At 67.7% G+C, this 18,305-nt stretch carries 10 protein-coding genes; 8 read left to right on the plus strand and 2 right to left on the minus strand.

Going from position 1 to position 18,305, the window contains the following annotated elements; genetic code table 11:
• Nucleotides 1-3 precede the first annotated feature (3 nt).
• A complete protein-coding gene (locus VARPA_RS22555; RefSeq protein ID WP_013542896.1) occupies nucleotides 4-7,479 on the minus strand; it encodes a non-ribosomal peptide synthetase in 7,476 nt (2,491 codons plus the stop codon).
• A gap of 411 nt (nucleotides 7,480-7,890) precedes the next feature.
• Complete coding sequence (locus VARPA_RS22560) at nucleotides 7,891-8,805, minus strand: LysR family transcriptional regulator (RefSeq protein ID WP_041943002.1); 915 nt, start codon at nucleotides 8,803-8,805, stop codon at nucleotides 7,891-7,893.
• Between the two features lie 120 nt (nucleotides 8,806-8,925).
• On the opposite strand from VARPA_RS22560, the gene VARPA_RS22565 reads away from it, so the two are divergent.
• From VARPA_RS22565 to VARPA_RS22600, 8 genes are all read left to right on the plus strand, one after another.
• On the plus strand, nucleotides 8,926-10,122 hold the full coding sequence (locus VARPA_RS22565) for a PQQ-dependent sugar dehydrogenase (RefSeq protein WP_013542898.1): 1,197 nt from the start codon (nucleotides 8,926-8,928) through the stop codon (nucleotides 10,120-10,122).
• Nucleotides 10,119-10,769: a c-type cytochrome gene (locus tag VARPA_RS22570; RefSeq protein WP_013542899.1), complete on the plus strand. Its 651-nt coding sequence runs from the start codon at nucleotides 10,119-10,121 to the stop codon at nucleotides 10,767-10,769. The genes VARPA_RS22565 and VARPA_RS22570 overlap by 4 nt, the downstream gene beginning before the upstream one ends.
• A 93-nt stretch (nucleotides 10,770-10,862) precedes the next feature.
• On the plus strand, nucleotides 10,863-13,022 hold the full coding sequence (locus VARPA_RS22575; RefSeq protein WP_013542900.1) for an indolepyruvate ferredoxin oxidoreductase subunit alpha: 2,160 nt from the start codon (nucleotides 10,863-10,865) through the stop codon (nucleotides 13,020-13,022).
• A 26-nt stretch (nucleotides 13,023-13,048) separates the two neighbouring features.
• Nucleotides 13,049-14,665: an indolepyruvate oxidoreductase subunit beta family protein gene (locus VARPA_RS22580; protein ID WP_041943933.1), complete on the plus strand. Its 1,617-nt coding sequence runs from the start codon at nucleotides 13,049-13,051 to the stop codon at nucleotides 14,663-14,665.
• A 157-nt stretch (nucleotides 14,666-14,822) separates the two neighbouring features.
• Complete coding sequence (locus tag VARPA_RS22585; protein ID WP_049794457.1) at nucleotides 14,823-15,884, plus strand: TRAP transporter substrate-binding protein; 1,062 nt, start codon at nucleotides 14,823-14,825, stop codon at nucleotides 15,882-15,884.
• Between the two features lie 177 nt (nucleotides 15,885-16,061).
• The gene (locus VARPA_RS22590) at nucleotides 16,062-16,586 is read left to right on the plus strand and encodes a TRAP transporter small permease (protein ID WP_234974813.1); all 525 of its coding nucleotides are present in this window, start codon (nucleotides 16,062-16,064) and stop codon (nucleotides 16,584-16,586) included.
• Nucleotides 16,583-17,884, plus strand: coding sequence for a TRAP transporter large permease (locus tag VARPA_RS22595; protein WP_013542904.1), 1,302 nt, complete (start codon nucleotides 16,583-16,585; stop codon nucleotides 17,882-17,884). Before VARPA_RS22590 ends, VARPA_RS22595 begins: the two co-directional genes overlap by 4 nt.
• Entirely contained in the window at nucleotides 17,884-18,303 is a 420-nt protein-coding gene (locus VARPA_RS22600) for an acyl-CoA thioesterase (RefSeq protein WP_013542905.1), read from the plus strand. Before VARPA_RS22595 ends, VARPA_RS22600 begins: the two co-directional genes overlap by 1 nt.
• Nucleotides 18,304-18,305: the final 2 nt, after the last annotated feature.

The following is an 18,305-nucleotide window of genomic DNA, read 5'->3' on the forward strand; positions in this document are numbered from 1 at the left end:
CTCCTATGAAGTGGTGGTTTCCAAAGCGCGACGCGCCTTGGTGTCGATGCCCAGATCGACGAAGTAGCGCTGCAGCAGGTCGCGGTCCACCGGGCGGATCGGCGCGCCGATGGCCTCGAGCTGCGCATGCGTGGCCGCACCGCTCACCTGCGGCGGCGTGGCCGTGGTGTCGTAGCGGTCGAGGATGGCGAGCACGGCGGCCAGGTCGCGGTCTTGCGCCACTGCCAGCCGTTCATGTGCGCGCTGCAGCCAAGGTTCGAGTCCGACCGGCTCCAGCCGCATGCCCATGCGCTCGAAGACGTGCGGAATGTCGCGCACCCGCAGCGCCGCCTGGCTCATCAGGTGGAACACCTGGCCCCACGAGGCCTCCTGCGCCGCGAGGCCGAGGATGGCGCGCGCCACGTCGTCCACCGGCGTGAGGTTCAGCGGCAGGTCCATGTCGGGAATCGCTTCCAGGTCGGCATAGAGATGCGCCACGCGCCAGATCAGGTCGTCGGCATTGCAGATCGCGTGCGTATGGTCGCCGGTGACGGCCCCGAGCCGGTAGATTGCGACCGGCATGCCGCGCGCCTGCGCCCCGCGGGCCAGCGCATCGCCGACCCACTTGCTCTGGCTGTAGCCATCGACCAGCCCGCTCCACGAAGCCAGCGCCGATTGCTCGGTGATGGTGTCTTCCTTGTTGTTCTGGTCGATCACCGCGAGCGTGGAGACGTAGTGCATGCTCTTCGCGCGGCCTTGCGACGTCCATTCGAGCAGCGTGACCACGCTGTCGACATTCGCGGGCTTGAGGCTCGCATAGGGATGCAAAAAGTCGACCTGCGCGGCACAGTGGTAGATGGCGTCGCAGCCTTCGCGCACCAGTTGCACGGCCGCGTCGTCCAGGCCCAGGCGCGGCTTGCCGAGGTCGCCGGTCACGACCTTGATGCGCGCGTCGTCCCAGATCGCGCCGAGCTGGCGCTGGGCCAACGTGCGCTTCAGGCGCGCTTCGCCGGCTTGCTCGTCGGGGGCGCGCACGTGGCAGACCACGCAGGCCGCGGTGTCGCGCAGCAATGCAGCCAGCAGGTGGCTGCCGACGAAGCCGCTCGCGCCGGTGAGGAACACCCGGCGTGGCGCGAGCTTCGGTGCGGTGGCCTGCGGGCGGATGTGCGCGGGCAAATCGAGTTCGCGCGACAGGTCCAGCGCCTCGGCCACGCCGCCTTCGTTGTCGAGCCACGCCGCCAGGTCGGCGATCGTCGGGCGGTTGTAGACCTCGGCGTGCGGGAAGTCCGCGCGCACCTGCTGACGGATGCGCATGCCCAGCTGGATGGCCATGAGCGAATGCCCGCCGATCTCGAAGAAGTTGTCGTGGATGCCGACGCGCTCCAGGCGCAGCGTCTCGGACCACAGGCCGGCGAGCAGCTTCTCGGTCGGTGTGCGGGGCTCCACATACAGTGCGACGGGCTGTTGGTCGGGCACCGGCAGCGCCTTCTTGTCGAGCTTGCCGCTTTGCGTGAGCGGCAGCGACGGCAGGTGCACGAAGGCCGAGGGCACCATGTAGTCGGGCAGGGCCTGCGCCATGTGGGCGCGCAACTCGGTCGGCTGCGGTTCGGAACCTGCGACGAAGTAGGCGACGAGGCGCTTTTCGCCGGGCACGTCTTCGCGGGCGATCACGGCGGCCTGCGTGACCAGCGGGTGCTTGAGCAGCACCGATTCGATCTCGCCCGGCTCGATGCGGAAGCCGCGGATCTTCACCTGCTGGTCGGCGCGGCCGAGGAAATCGAGCGTGCCGTCGGCGCGCCAGCGTGCAAGGTCGCCGCTGCGGTACATGCGGCTGCCGGGCGCGCCGTGCGGGTCGGCGATGAAGCGTTCCGCACTCAACGCAGGACGGTTGAGATAACCGCGCGCCACGCCGCTGCCGGCAATGTAGAGCTCGCCCGCGACACCCGACGGCACCGGCTGCAGCGCGTTGTCGAGCACGTACATCCGCGTGTTCCAGATCGGCTGGCCGATGGAGGGGAGTTCCTCGGCTGTCATCGGCGCACTCATGCTCGCGCAGATGGTGATCTCGGTCGGGCCGTAGGCGTTGATCATGCGGCGGCCCTCTGACCACTTCGCGGCCAGCGCGGCGGGGCAGGCATCGCCGCCGACCACCAGCGTCCGCAGGTGCGGGAACTCGCCGTGCGGCAAGGTCGCGAGCGCGGCGGGCGGAATCAGCGCGTGGCTCACGGCCTGCTTCTCGAGCAGCTCGGCGAGTTCCGTGCCGAGCAGTTGCTCCGGCCCCGGCACCACCAGCGCGGCGCCGGCGCGGAAGGCCATCAGCTGGTCCATCACGGAGGCGTCGAAACCGCTGGAGGAGAACTGCAGCACGCGCGAGTCGTGGCCGATGACGAGCCGCTCAGCCATCGCGGTGCCGAGGCTGGCGAGGCCCGCATGCGGCACGACCACGCCCTTGGGCACGCCGGTGGAGCCGGAGGTGTAGATGAGGTAGGCGGCATCCTGGGGATTGGCCGTTTGCGCGAGCGGTTTGTCCGACTGGATGGCGAGCGCAGCGACCATGCTGTCGCTGTCGAGGGCGATGCAGCGGGGAACACCGGCCAGTTCGGGCAGCAACGCATCGTGGGTCAGCACCGCGGCGGGTGTGGCTTCCTCGAACACGAAGGCGCTGCGCGCGGCCATGTGGTTGGGGTCGATGGGCAGGTAGGCGGCGCCGGCCTTCACGATGGCCAGGTGCGCCACGAAGAGATCGAGCGAACGCGGCAGCACCGTCGCGACGATGGCGCCGGCCGCGATGCCTTGCGCGCGCAGCAGGTGCGAGAGCCGGTTGGCGCGCGCGTCGAGTTCGGCGTAGCTGATGGTCGCGTCGTCGAGCACCACCGCATCGGCATGCGGGCGCTCGGCGGCGTGCGACGCCACCATGGCGGCGAACGAGAGCGGTGCGAGATCGCGCGTGCGGCCGCTCCAGTCGGAGAGCAGGCGGTCGGTTTCTTCGACGCTCAGGATGGCGAGGCCGCTCACCGCGTCGTCGGGCGCATCGCAGGCCTCTTCGAGCAAACGCACCAGCCGCGCGCCCATGGCTTCGACGGTGCTGCGCTCGAACAGGTCGGTGCTGTACTGGATGCCGCCGGAGATGCCTCCCGGCAGGCCATCGGCGCCGCGCTGCTCGCCGAGGATGAACGACAGGTCGAACTTCGCGGTGTCGATGGCCACCGGCTGCGGCGTGATCGAGAGGCCCGGCAGGCTGAACGACAGGCGGCTGGTGTTCTGGAAGCCGAGCATGACCTGAAACAGCGGCAGGTTGGCGCGCGAGCGGCCGGGGCGCAGCAGCTCGACGAGGCGGTCGTATGGGAACTCCTGGTTCGCGTAGGCCGTGAGGTTGGTGGCGCGCACGCGCGAGACCAGCTCGCGCAGGCCCGGCTGGCCCGAGGTGTCGGTGCGCAACACCAGCGTGTTGACGAAGCAGCCGATGAGCTCGTCCAGTGCATGGTCGCTGCGCCCTGCGACCGGGCTGCCGATGACGATGTCGTCGCCCGCGCCGAGCCGGCTCAAGAGGCCCGCGAGCGCGGCCTGCAGCACCATGAAGACGCTGGCCTGTCCGTCGCGTGCCAGTTGCAGGATGCGTTCGTGTACGTGCGCCGGAATCTGCAGCGGGACCACGTCGCCGCGGTAGGTGGGAATGAGCGGGCGTGCGTGGTCGACGGGCAAAGCCAATTGCTCGGGCAGGTCGCTCAACGAAGAACGCCAAAACTCGCGCTGGCGGCCGGCCATGCTGTCGGCGTCGTCTTCGCTGCCCAGCAGCTCCTGCTGCCACAGCGCGTAGTCGGCGTATTGCAGCGGCAGCGGCTCCCAGCCCGGCGCCTTGCCTTCGCAGCGCGCGGCATAGGCCACGCTCAGGTCGCGCGCCAGCGGCAGCAGCGACGCGCCGTCGCCGGCGATGTGGTGCGTGAGCAGCAGCAGCACGTGCTCGTCGGCCACGAGCTTGAACAGGTAGACGCACAGCGGCGCCGCGCTGCCGAGGTCGAAGGCATGGCCCGCCGCGGCGTGAAGCTGCGCGGCGATTTCTTCTTCGCTGCTGTCGGCTTCGATCACCGCCGGGCGCGCATCGGCGCCGTCGAGGATGTGCTGGTACGGCAGCCCGTCTTCGTTCGGGTAGACCGTGCGCAGGCTTTCATGGCGCTGCACCAGGTCGCCGAGCGCCGCATGCAGCGCGGCGCGGTCGAGCACACCGGACAAGCGCAGCGCGAGCGGCATGTTGTACGCCGGGTTCGCGCCTTCGAGCTGGTTCATCAGCCACAGGCGGCGCTGTGCGAACGAGAGCGGAATGCGCGCGGGGCGCGGCATCGGCGTGAGGCTCGGACGTGTGACCGATTCCTGGTCGAGCAGGTCGGCGAGGCCCGCGATGGTGGAGACCTGGAACAGCGTGTCGACCGGCAGGTCGATCATGAATTGCTGGCGGATCATCGACATCAGCTGCACGATCATCAGCGAGTGCCCGCCGAGTTCGAAGAAGTTGTCATTCACGCCGACGCGCGGCAGATGCAGCGTTTCGGCCCAGAGGCCGGCGAGGATCTTTTCGGTCGGCGTGCGCGGCGCGGCGTAGGGAGTGGCGGCCTGCACCTCCGGCGGCGGCAGCGCCTTGCGGTCGAGCTTGCCGCTCGGGCCGAGCGGCAGCGACGGGAGGCTGACGAAGGCCGACGGAACCATGTACTCGGGCAGCGATTGCGCGAGGTGCGTGCGCAGCTCGGCCGCTTGCGGATCGGTGGCATCGGCGGCCACGAAGTAGGCGACCAGGCGCTTCTCGCCTGGCACGTCTTCGCGCGCCACCACCGCGGCCTGCGCGACCTGCGGGTGCTGCAACAACACCGATTCGATCTCGCCCGGCTCGATGCGCAATCCGCGGATCTTCACTTGCTGATCAGCGCGGCCGAGGAAGTCGAGGCTGCCGTCCTTGCGCCAGCGCGCAAGGTCGCCGGTGCGGTACATGCGGCTGCCGGGCGCGCCGTAAGGATTGGCGATGAAGCGCTCGGCACTGAGCAACGGGCGCTTGAGGTAGCCGCGGGCGAGGCCGACGCCTGCGATGAACAGCTCGCCGGTCACGCCCGCCGGCACGGGCTGCATGCCGCTGTCGAGCACGTGCATCTGCGTGTTCCAGATCGGGCGGCCGATGGGGACGCTCGTGGCCTCCGCATCGTCCGTGCGTTCGCATTCCCACGAAGTGACGTCGACCGCGGCCTCGGTCGGACCGTAGAGGTTGTGCAGCTCGCACGAAAGGCGCTGCTGGAACTGCGATTGCAGCGCGGGCGACAGCGCCTCGCCGCTGCAGATCACACGGCGCAGTGTGGTGCACTCGGCAGCCGTGGGTTCGAGCAGGAAGACCTCGAGCATCGACGGCACGAAGTGAATCGTCGTGATGCCCTCTTCCGCGATCAGCCCAGCGAGGTACGCCGCATCCTTGTGGCCGCCCGGCTTCGCGAGCACCAGCGTGGCGCCGTCGATCAGCGGCCAGAAGAACTCCCACACCGACACGTCGAAGCTGGAAGGCGTCTTCTGCAGCACGCGGTCGGCGGCCTGCAGGCCGTAGCGGTCCTGCATCCAGCAGAGGCGGTTGACGATCGCGCGGTGCGACACGACTGCGCCCTTGGGCATGCCGGTAGAGCCCGAGGTGTAGATCACGTAGGCCGGGTGCGAGGGGTCGATCGCGACGCCGGGGTTGGTGTCGGCGCAACTCTCCAAATCCGCAATCGTTTGCGCTACATCGATCAGCAATGTGGTGGCGGCTGCCGGCAGCGACTCCGCGAGGGATTCGGTCGTGACGAGGCACACGGGCTGCGCATCGCCGAGCATGAAGGCGATGCGGTCTTGCGGGAAGTCCGGATCGACCGGCAAGTACGCCGCGCCGGTCTTCAGCGTGGCGAGCAAAGCGACCATCAGGTCCATCGAACGCGGAATCGCGAGTGCCACGGTGCGCTCCGGGCCCGCGCCGCGTGCGCGCAGCAGGTGCGCGAGACGGTTGGCGCGGCGGTTCAGTTCTTCGTTGGGCATCGCCTCACCGTCGAAGCGCAACGCGATGGCTTGCGGATTGGCGGCGAGTTGCGCTTCGATGAGCGCGGTGAGGTGCATGTCGGGCACGGTATGGGCCGTGTCGTTCCATGTAACCAGCAACTGCTTGCGCTCGTCGGCGCCGAGCAGATCGATCTGTCCGACAGCCTGCAACGGCAGACGGATCACGGCGTCGATGAACGCCAACAAGCGGCGCTGGTGGTCGGCCAGGTCCTCTGCGGTGTGCACCGCGGGGTTGGCGTCGAAATCGATCTGCAGGTCCTGCCCGTTGCCTCGTTCGTACAGGAAGATGCCGAGGTCTTCCGCCGTGCCGTTCGAGAGGTTGCGCGGTTTGGCTGGGTGGCCCGCGAAACGGAAGTCGTAGTCGAAGGGCTCGACGTTGACCACGGTGGTGAAGAGCTGCCGGTTGTTCACCAGCATGTTGAGGTCGCTGCGCAGGTGCTCGTAGCGGTACGACTGGTGCCGCAGGATCTGCCGCATCTGCCGGCCGACTTCGCGGATCAGTTCCGGAATCGGCAGGTCCGCGCGCATCGCGAGGCGCAGCGGCAGCGCGTTGGCCACCATCGCGGGCACGCGGCGCATGCGGTCGTTGTGGCGTGCGGTGACGGGAATGCCGATGGCCATGTCCTCGATGCCGGTCGCGCGATACAGGTAGGCCGCGGTGGTGGCGATCAGTATCTGCGGCAGCGTGGTGCCGAGCTCCTGCGCGATGGTCTGCAGCGCCTGCACGCTGGCCGCGGGCAGGTGCACCGTCTGGCGCAAGAGGCCACCGATGTTGACCGAGCGGCGCGAGGCGAGGCTCAGCGGATCGGGCGCGTCGGCGAAGCGCTCGGTCCAGTACTGGCGGTCGCGCGGAAAGCGGCCGGACTCGCGGTAGGCGTGTTCTTCGTCAGCGAGCTGAGAGATCGGTGCGAGACGCGAGTCTTCGGGCACCGCTGCGTTGTCGTCGGCCATCGCGGTGTAGGTGTCGGCGAAGCGGCGTGCAATGAGGCCGCCGCTGAAGCCGTCGAGCACGATGTGGTGGCTGCGGTGGTACCAGATGTGTCGATCGGGCGCGAGACGGATTAATGCGGAGAGCCACAGTTGTCCGTGCGCGAGGTCGATGTTCCGGGTGTAGTCGGCGCGCATCCAGCGCTCTGCCTCGGCCAGCGGATCGCTGTCGCCGCTGAGGTCGAGGTACGGAATCTCGCCAGCAAAAACAGGTGCGACCACCTGCCGCGGCCCCTGCGGGGTATCGACGAAACCAAGGCGCGTGGCCTCGACTTCGTCGGCCACCTGCCGCATGGCGGCGAGAAAGATGTCGGGGTCGATCTCGCCAGCGATGTCGATGGCTTCGGCGAGATTGAAATTGGTGTCGGGCGAGGCGAACTTTGCGCCGAGCCACATCGCCATCTGCCCCGAGGTAAGGGGGGCGGTGCGGCCCAGCTGATCGACGGTACTCATGCACTTCTCCAGGTCTTGAGTGAAATTGGCAACGATGCATGTGCGCGTGAAATGGACGCGTCGTGCATCGGCCGCTCAAGGAGAAATGCCGGTGCTCCGCGGTAACAATCCGTTCACATTGCCAGTCCACTGTACAAGTGGTTGCAACCATTTCAGTGACGGTTTTTGGGCCGAAAACATTTCATGACCGTCTTTGAGCGCGAAAGATTTCATCCTCGCGTTGCGATGCGAATCGCGGCTTCCGGAATCGAAGGCTTTCATCGTATTTCGGCGGCCATGCACCCCAAAAGCTTGTTGCGATGCAGCAACTTGGCGAGGAAGTTGTAGGGGCATCGCTCGCCGTGTTATTCGCGGCGGCACGCGCGTACGCGCCACGCGGCGCGTACTTTGGTTGTCGAACGCGTTGTCGCTTCAGGCGCGCTCGGAGAACAACGCCGTGATCACCTGCCGCAACCAGCGGTTGGCCGGATCGCCCTCGAAGCGTTTGCTCCAGTGCAGCGACACGCTGAAGTCGCGCAGCGGAAACGGCGGCTCGACGATGGCGTAACCGCCCTCTTCCGCAAAGCCGCGCGCGATGTTGCGCGGCATCACCACCGCGAGGTCGGTGGCGCGCACGATGGCCGGCAGCACCATGAAGTGCTCGGTCGTGAGGCGAAGGCGGTCTTCCAGGTTCAGCAGTTGCAGGATGCGCAGCGTGTCGGCGTGCGTGCGCACCGCCACGTAGTCGAGCTCCTGCAGCGCCTCGAGCAGCGCCTGCCCCTTGCGACGGCGCTTCACGAACGGATGGCCCTTGCGCAGCAGCACGATGTAGCGGTCCTTCAGCAGATGCGTGCGCTGCGTGTCGCGCACGTTCGACAGGAAGCCGAAGGCGAAATCGATGCGGCCGCTGTCGAGCGCGGGCGCGACTTCCGCCGGCAGCAGCGGCAGGGTCTCCAGCCGCACGCCGGGCGCGAGTTCGCCCAGCCGCGCCATCAGCGCGGGCAGGAAGCGGCCCTCGCCGATGTCGCTCATGTGAATACGAAAGCTCTTGCGCGAGACCTGCGGCTCGAAGCGATCGGGCTCATGCAGCGCCGCCTCGATCGTGCTGAGCGCTGCCTGCACCGCAACCGCGAGCCGGTCGGCGCGCGGTGTCGGCGCCACGCCGCCGGGGGTGCGCGTGAAGAGCGCGTCTTTCAGCAATAACCGCAGCCGCCCCAGGCCGTGACTCGCCGCGGGCTGCGTGAGGCCCAGCGACTCCGCCGCGCGGCTCACGCTGCGCTCGCGATAGACCGCATCGAACAAGCGCAGCAGGTTGAGGTCGACCGAGTCGATATGCATGCCATTCATATTGCTTAGCTTGATTATTCTATTGAGCGCGGACCCCATGGCACGCACACTGGCGAGCGGTTCTCAGTCGGCCCCAAAGCCGAATCGATCGAACACCCCACGACAAGAAGGAGACACGACATGGCCCTACGCCGTTCGCACGCGGTCCTCGCCGCCCTGCTCTTCACAGCCACCGCCGCATGGGCCCAGCAGCCCCCGGCCGAGGAACCGGGGTGGGCCAAGGGCCGCCCGAAGAACGAAGCCGCCACGCGCCTGGCACCCGTGCCCTCTTTCCCGATTCCCACCGCGCCCGACCAGTTGCCCACCGCCAAGTTCAAGCTCCCGCCCGGCTTCAAGGTGGAGACCTGGGCCTCGGGCGTGCTCGATGCGCGCGAGTTGCGCCAGGGCGCCAAGGGCACGGTCTTCGTGAGCACGCTCTTCGTGGGCAACAAGGTCTACGCCATTGCCGAAAAGGGCGACCGCAAGCCCAAGACCATCATCGACAAGACCGAGTTCGCCACCGGCATCGAGTTCTACAAGGGCGCGCTCTTCCTGGCCACGCACAAGCAGATCGTGCGTTACGACGGCATCGAGGACAAGCTGGACAACCCCGGTACGCCGGTGGTGCTCAACGACAAGCTGCCCGGCGGCCAGGACCACAGCTGGCGGTACCTGCGCATGCACAAGGACAAGCTCTACTACGCGGTCGGCGCGCCCTGCAACCTGTGCGAGCCCGACGACGCGCATGCGCGCATCTTCCGCATGAACCCCGACGGCAGCGGCATCGAGACGGTGGCGCGCGGCGTGCGCAACACGGTGGGCTTCGACTTCGACCCGAAGACCGGCAACCTCTGGTTCACCGACAACGGCCGCGACTGGCTCAGCGAAGACCTGCCGAACGACGAGCTCAACGTGGTGACCAAGCCCGACCAGCACTTCGGCTATCCGTACTGCCACCAGGGCAACATCCTCGATTCGGAATTCGGCTGGGGCAAGCGCTGCGACGACTACCAGAAGCCCGCAGCCCTGCTCGGCCCGCACGCCGCCGCGCTGGGCCTCGCCTTCTACAACGGCAAGAGCTTCCCAGCCAAGTACCGCGGCGCCATGTTCATCGCGCGCCACGGCCCGTGGAACCGCACCACCAAGTACGCAGACATCGCGGTCGCCTGGCCCGACGGCAAGGGCGGCGCGAAGGTCGAGCCCTTCATGACGGGCTTCGTCGAGAACAACACCTACCTCGGCCGGCCGGTGGACTTCCTCGTGCTGAAAGACGGCTCGATGCTGGTGAGCGACGACCACGCCGGTGCGATCTATCGCATCAGCTACGGTGGCAAATGAAGAGAGCCGGCGTCATTGCGAAAGCGGTAGCGGCGGGCTTGATGGCGGTGGCTCTGTCGTCGGCGGTTGCACAGGGCACGAAGCCGGCTGCCTCAGCGCAGCCTAGCTATGCGCAGCGCTATGGGTCCCTGTGCGCCTCGTGCCACGGCGCGAACGGCCGCAGCGACATGGCGGGCACGCCGGTGCTTGCGGGCCAGCATTCGTTCTATGCGATCACGCAGCTCTTTCTCTTTCGCGAAGGCCGGCGCGACAACCCGGCAATGACCGCAGTCGCCAAGACCATGACCGATGCCGACCTGCGCGGCTTCTCGGACTACATCGCCACGCTGCCCGCGGTGCCCGCACCGCCGGCCGCCACGCCGCCGGATGCCGCACGCATGACGCGCGGCCAAGCTTTGGCACAGGAGCATCGCTGCGTGATCTGCCACGGCGCCGACCTGAGCGGCGGCCAGCAGGTGCCGCGCATCGGGCAGCAGCATGAAGACTACCTGCAGCTCACGCTGCACGGCTTTCGCACGGGCAAGCGCCCGGGCTACACGCAGGCGATGGGCGAGGCGGTGAGCCGCATCGCGCCGGAGGACCTGGACACGCTCGCCTATTACGTCGCGCGCTTTCCCGGCGCACCCGCGAAGCCCCCACCGAAGTAACACCGCCGTACGACATCTGCGAGTGCGCCATGCGGACGCAGCGCACCGCGCACCCGAAATTCCCCAAAACCACGAACATCGGAGCCGAATCTCTTGGAAGTCTCATTCAGCAAGGAAGTGGAAATGCTGCGCCTTGGCGCCGGCGACACCTTCCACGGCGAGGGCATCCTCGCCATCACCAAGGGCCTCCTGCAGTCGGGCGTGGCCTACGTGGGCGGCTACCAGGGCGCGCCCGTGTCGCACCTGCTCGACGTGATGGTCCAGGGCAAGGCCTACATGGACGAACTCGGCGTGCACGTCGAGGCCTGCTCGAACGAAGCCTCGGCCGCAGCGATGCTCGGCGCCTCCATCCACTACCCGCTGCGCGGCGCGGTCACCTGGAAATCCATCGTCGGCACCAACGTGGCGGCCGATGCGCTGTCGAACCTCTCCTCGCCGGGCGTGACCGGCGGCGTGCTGGTCGTGGTGGGCGAGGACTACGGCGAAGGCGCGAGCGTGATCCAGGAACGCACGCATGCCTACGCGCTCAAGTCGAGCATGTGCCTGCTCGATCCACGCCCCGATCTCGGCGTGATGGTGCGCATGGTCGAAGAAGGATTTCGCCTTTCGGAAACCTCGAACATGCCCTGCCTCATGGAGCTGCGCATCCGCACCTGCCATGTGCGCGGCAGCTTCGAGTGCAAGGACAACGTCGCGCCCGCCGTCTCGACGCGCGCGCTCATGACCGAGCCCGCGGGCTTCGACTACATGCGCCTCGCGCACCCGCCCGTCACCTTCCGCCACGAGAAGCTCAAGGGCGACGCGCGCATTCCGGCGGCGCGGCGCTACATCGTCGAACACGGGCTCAACGAGCTGATGCCGGGCCATCGCCATACGGACCTGGGCATCGTGGTGCAGGGCGGTCTCTACAACGCGCTCGTCCGCAGCCTGCAGCAGCAAGGCCTGGCCGATGCGTTCGGCGAGACAGACATTCCGATCCTCGTGCTCAACGTGACCTATCCGCTGGTGCCGGAGCAAGTGGCCGACTTCTGCGTGGGCAAACGCGCGGTGCTGGTGGTGGAAGAAGGCCAGCCGGAGTACATCGAGCAAGACATCGCGACACTGCTGCGCCGGCGCGACATCCAGACACCGCTGCATGGCAAGGACATGCTGCCCGCTGCTGGCGAGTACGGCGTCGAGGTGCTGTCGGGCGGCATCGGCGCCTTCGCCGCGAAGTACATCGAAGCCGGCGAGGCGTTGTCATCGGCACAGGCATGGCTCGCTGGCAACCGCGAACGCCGCGAGGCCGTTGCACGCCAGCTCTCCGCGCCGCTGCCCAACCGCCCGCCGAGCTTCTGCATCGGCTGCCCCGAGCGCCCGGTGTTCTCCGCGCTCAAGCTCGCGCAGCAGGAGACGGGGCCGGTGCACATCGCGGCCGACATCGGCTGCCACGCCTTCGGCACTTTCGAGCCGTTCTCGATGGGCCACTCGATCCTCGGCTACGGCATGAGCCTCGCGAGCCGCGCGGGCGTGGCACCGATGATGAACCGCCGCACGCTCTCGATCATGGGCGACGGCGGGTTCTGGCACAACGGCTTGCTCACCGGCGTGCAGAGCGCGCTGTTCAACGACGACGACGCGGTGCTCCTGATCTTCAAGAACGGCTACACCTCGGCCACCGGCACGCAGGACATCATCTCCACGCCGGACGACGACGTGAAGGAGCGCGCCGTCGACAAGCAGCAGAGCCTGGTCGACAAGAACCAGACCATCGAGGCCACGCTCACCGGCCTGGGCGTGAAGTGGATGCGCACCGTGACCACCTACGACGTGGAGCGCATGCGCAAGACGCTGACCGACGCGCTCACCAGCGACTTCAACGGCCTGAAGGTGGTGATCGCCGAGGGCGAGTGCCAGCTCGAGCGGCAGCGGCGGATCAAGCCGTGGATCGCCGGTCTGCTCAAGAAGGGCGAGCGCGTGGTGCGGGTGAAGTACGGCGTCGATGAAGACGTGTGCAACGGCGACCACGCGTGCATCCGCCTCTCGGGCTGCCCGACGCTCACGCTCAAGGACAACCCCGATCCGCTGAAGGTCGACCCCGTTGCCACCGTGATCGACGGCTGCGTGGGCTGCGGCCTCTGCGGCGAGAACGCGCACGCGGCCACGCTGTGCCCGAGCTTCTATCGGGCCGAGGTGGTGCAGAACCCGAAGTGGCACGAACGCCTCGTGCATTCGCTGCGCGGCGCGGTCGTTCGCGCACTGCAACCCGCATGAGCCACATGAGCCAGATGAGCCGCGCCATGGAAACGAATCGTCCCATCACCCTTCTCGTCTGCGCCCTCGGTGGCGAAGGCGGCGGCGTGCTCACCGAATGGCTCGTGGACATCGCCCGCCATGCCGGCTACGCCGCGCAGAGCACCTCGATTCCCGGTGTCGCGCAGCGCACCGGTGCCACCACCTACTACATCGAGGTGTTCCCCGTGCCGCTCGCACAGCTGGGCGGCAGGCGCCCGGTGTTCAGCCTGAGCCCGGTGCCCGGCGCGCTCGATGCGATCGTTTCGTCGGAGCTGCTGGAGACCGCACGGCAGATCGGCAACGGCATGAGCGCGCCGCTGCGCACGCTGGTCATCAGCTCGTCGGCGCGCATCTTCACCACCGCCGAACGCATGGAGCCCGGCGACGGGCGCGCCGATGCGCAGCGCCTGGTCGACGTGGTGAAAGCCTTCAGCCGCGAGCACCATGTGTTCGACATGAACGCCATCGCACGCGACACCGGCACGGTGGTCAGCGCCGTGATGCTCGGCGCCATAGCGGGCAGCGGCCTCTTCCCGTTTCCGCGCGAAGCCTATGAGCACGTCGTGCGTGGCGGCGACACGAGCGCACCCGAGAAGCTCAACAAGATGGCCGCCGCCAGCCTGCGCGGCTTCGCGGCCGCCTTCGATGCGGTGAGCGCGCCGCGCACGCAGTCCGCCTTCGTGAACAGCGTGATGGCCGGCGACACCGCCGACGCGCCGCCACCCGCGCGCGCCCTGCCCGACGAACTGGCGCGCCGCTTCCCGCCCGCCGTGCACGACCTGCTCGCACTCGGCCATGCACGCGTGCTCGATTACCAGGATGCCGCCTACGCGACGCTGTATGCCGAGCGCCTGGGCAAGGTGCTCGATGCCGAGCGCGCCGCCGATCCGGCCGGCGCCCACGGCTTTGCCCTCACCCGCGAGGCCGCGCGCTGGCTTGCGCTGTGGATGGCCTTCGACGACATCGTGCGCGTGGCCGCGCTCAAGGGCCGCGCGAGCCGCGTCCAGCGCGTGCGGCAGGAAGTGCGCGCGGGCGACGAAGACATCGTGAAGCTCCACGACCACTTCAAGCCCGGCGCCGCCGAGTTCGCCGCGCTGCTGCCACCCGCGCTGTCGCGCCGCGTGACCGCGTGGGACCGCGGCCGGCAGGCGCGCGGCCGCGAGCCCTGGGCGCTGCCGTTGAAGGTGGGCAGCCATTCGGTCTTCGGCATGGCGTCGCTGCGGCTCCTGTCGTCGCTGAAGTGGCTGCGCCGCCGAGGCAGCCGCTTCGCCGAGGAGCAGGCGCTGATCGAGCGCTGGCTCGCGGCCGTGGAAGCCGGCACGCGTGAAGCCTGGGCACTGGGCCACGAGCTTGCGCTGTGCGGCCGGCTCATCAAGGGCTACGGCAGCACCAACGAACGCGGCAAGGAGAACCTGCTGCACGTGACCGACCATCTCGCGGCACAGCCCGGCGTGGCGCCGGCCGTGCGCGCGCAATCCGTGGCGGCGGCACGCACCGCCGCCCTGGCCGACGACGCCGGCCGCGCACTCGATGCCGCGCTGGTCGCGCACGGTGCGCCCGCCCGCGCGGTCAAGGCCCAGCCCATCCGCTGGATGAAGCGCAAGCCGAGCGGCGGCGCCTGAGGCGGGAGGCGACACGATGGCATCGATCAACGTCGAAGACCACCGCCGCCGCACCCCCAGGAAATCCCGCGCGGGAAAGCCTCCATTTACCCGGTCCACGCCGCTGCCTAGGCTGACCGGTCTCGACGATTTCAAACAGACCATAAAGAAGGAGACCATGAAAACCACCGACCGCCATTCCCATCGCCGCAGCGCGCGCCCCTCGCCCGCCGCCCTGCTCGCAGCCTGCGCCGCGCTCGTGCTCGGCACGCCCGCCGTGCATGCGCAGGACAAACCCGTGCAGCTCAAGCTCTCGAGCTGGGTGCCCGCGCAACACCCGCTCAACCCTGCCCTGCAGGCCTGGGCCGACGACATCAAGAAGGCATCGAACGGCAGCATCACCGCGATCCTGTTTCCGTCGGAGCAGCTCGGCAAGGCCTTCGATCACTACGACATGGCGCGCGACGGCATCGCGGACTTCTCGTACGTGAACCCGGGCTACCAGCCGGGCCGTTTCCCGGTGATGGCCGGCGCATCGTTGCCTTTCCTCTTCGCCAATGGCAAGGAAGGCTCGGCCGCCATCGACGATTGGTACCGCAACTACGCGGCCAAGGAAATGAAGGACGTGAAGTACTGCTTCGCGTTCGTGCACGACCCCGGCACCTTCCACTCGCGCAAGAAGATCACGCTGCCCACCGACATCAAGGGCATGAAGGTGCGCCCGGCCACGAGCACCGTGGGCCAGCTCATCACCTCGCTGGGCGGCACCAACGTGCAGGCCTCGGCGCCCGAGTCGCGCGACATGCTGGAACGCGGCGTGGCCGATGCCATCACCTTCCCGTGGGGATCGATCGGCCTCTTCGGCATCGACAAGGTCGTGAAGTACCACATGGATGCGCCGCTCTACGTCACGCCCTTCGTCTGGGTGATGAACAAGGGCAAGTACGACGCGATGTCCGCCGGGCAGAAGAAAGTGATCGACGATCACTGCACCAGCGAATGGGCGCAGAAGGTGGCGGGGCCCTGGGCCGACTTCGAGTTCGGCGGGCGCGCGAAGATCGCCGCGCAATCGGGCCACGAGGTCTACAAGCTCACGCCGGAACAGCTCGACGCATGGCGCAAGGCGGCCGCGCCGTCGGAGGCGCAATGGGCCGAGAGCGTGAAGAAGGTGGGCGAAGACCCGAAGGCGGTGATGGATGCGCTGAAGGGCAGCCTCACGAAATACAAGTCGGCGCTCTAGAAACCCGCCGGATGCGCGACCCCGCCCGTTCACGCTGAGCTTGTCGAAGCGCCGCGCAGGGCTTCGACAAGCTCAGCCTGAACGGTTCCGGAGATCGGTCGGGCATCCCTCTCCTGGCTGTCCTTGCGCCTGCGGCGCGCACATGCTGCGTGAACCTTGACTTCCCATCATCCGACCATGTCCACACGCTCCGCCTCTTACATGGACCGCGCGATCAACACCATTGAATGGCTCGCCGCCATATTCGTGGGGATCGTCGCGCTCAACATCTTCGTGGCCGTGGTGCTGCGCAAGTTCTTCGACACATCGATCCTCGACGCCTACGACTTCGGCCGCATGCTGCTGGGCATCCTGATCTTCTGGGGCATCGCGGCCACCAGCTACCGGGGCGGCCACATCACGGTCGACCTGGTGTGGACGGCGGCGGGGCCGCGCATGAAGCGCGTGATCGACGTGTTCGCCACGCTCGTGCTGCTGTTCGTGGTGGCGGTGCAGACCGCGATGCTGTTCGACAAGGTGCGCGGCACCTACGTGGACAACGTGCTGACCTACGACATGAACATCCCGACGTGGCCGTTCTATGCGGTGGCTTGGTTCGGCGACGTTTGTGCGGTGCTGCTGATCGCCATTCGCACCTACCGTTTGATCTTTCATCCCGAGCAGCTCGAAGAAGTTCACGCTGAACAGAAGGCCGACGAATGAGCCCCGATGCAGTTGCCATCCTGGGCTTTGTCGCCCTCTTCGTCTTGATGCTGTTGCGCGTGCCGGTGGGCATGGCGATGGGCCTTGTCGGCGTTGTCGGCTACAGCTACCTCGTGGGTCCCGGCCCCGCGCTGAAGCTCGTGGGCCAGACCTCCATGCGCACCGTGACCGACTACACCTTCGGCGTGATCCCGATGTTCATGCTGATGGGCGCGCTGGTGTCGGTGTCGGGTGTGAGCCGCGAACTTTTCAAGGCCGCCAACTCGATGATCGGCCACCTGCGCGGCGGCCTCGGCGTTGCGACCGTTGTAGCTTGCGGCGGGTTCGCGGCGATCTGCGGCTCGTCGGTGGCCACGGCGGCCACGTTCTCGGCGGTGGCGTATCCGGAGATGCGGCGCTTCAACTATCCGCAGTCGTTCTCCACCGGCGTGATTGCGGCGGGCGGCACGCTGGGCGCTATCCTGCCGCCGTCGACGGTGCTCGCGGTCTACGCCATCCTCACGCAGCAGGACATCGGCAAGCTCTTCATGGCGGGCATAGTGCCGGGCATTTTGGCGATGGCGATGTACGTGCTGACGATCGCGATCATCGTGAAGCTCAGGCCCGACTGGCTGCCCGGCGGCGAGGTGAAGCCGTGGTCGGAGCGCTTCAAGGACCTGCGCAACGTGTGGGCGCCGCTGGTGTTGTTCGTGTTCGTGATCGGTGGGCTCTACGGCGGCTTCTTCACGCCGACCGAAGCGGGCGGCGTGGGCGCGAGCGGTGCGTTCATCCTCGGGCTCGTGCGGCGCAAGCTCGATGGCCCGAAGATCCGCGAGGCGCTGCTCTCTGCCACGCGCACGGCGGCGGCGGTGTTCACGGTGCTGATCGGCGCACTGCTGTTCGGCTACTTCCTCACCATCACGCAAAGCCCGCAGAAGCTCACCGAATTCCTCACCGGCCTGGGCATCGGCCGCTACGGCGTGCTCGCACTCATCATGGTGATGTACCTCGTGCTCGGCTGCCTGATGGACGCGATGGCGATGATCATCCTCACGGTGCCCATCATCTTTCCAGTGATCGTGCACCTGGGGTTCGACCCGATCTGGTTCGGCGTGATCATCGTGATGACGGTGGAGCTGGGGCTCATCCATCCACCGGTGGGAATGAACGTCTTCGTCATCAAGAGCGTGGTGAAGGACGTGAGCTTCACCACCATCTTCAAGGGCGTGCTGCCGTTCATCGTGACGGACATCGTGCGCCTGGTGATCCTGATCGCGTTCCCGGTCATCGCGCTGTGGCTGCCGACGAGAATGGGCTGATGAGCACACACAAGGAAATCGTCTACACCGCACGCGTCGAGTTCGGCGACTGCGACCCGGCCGGCATCGTCTGGTTTCCCAACTTCTTTCGCTGGATCGATGCGGCATCGCGGCATTTCTTCGCAGGCTGCGGCGTGCCGCGCTGGGAAGAGACCACCCAGACGATCGGTGTGATCGGCACGCCGCTGGTCGACACGCACACGCGCTTCGTGAAGGTCGCGAGCTACGGCGACACGCTGGAGATCGCGGTGCGCATCACCGAGTGGCGCGACAAGAGCTTTGTGCAGACCTACCGCGTGACGCGCGGCGAAGACCTGATCCTCGAATGCGAAGAGGTGCGGATCTTCGCGGCGAAGCGCGAAGGCGGAGGCATCCGTGCGGTGCCGATTCCGCCGAGCATTCGCGCGCTCTGCGAATAGCC

Source organism: Variovorax paradoxus EPS (assembly GCF_000184745.1).
GTDB lineage: Bacteria > Pseudomonadota > Gammaproteobacteria > Burkholderiales > Burkholderiaceae_C > Variovorax > Variovorax paradoxus_C.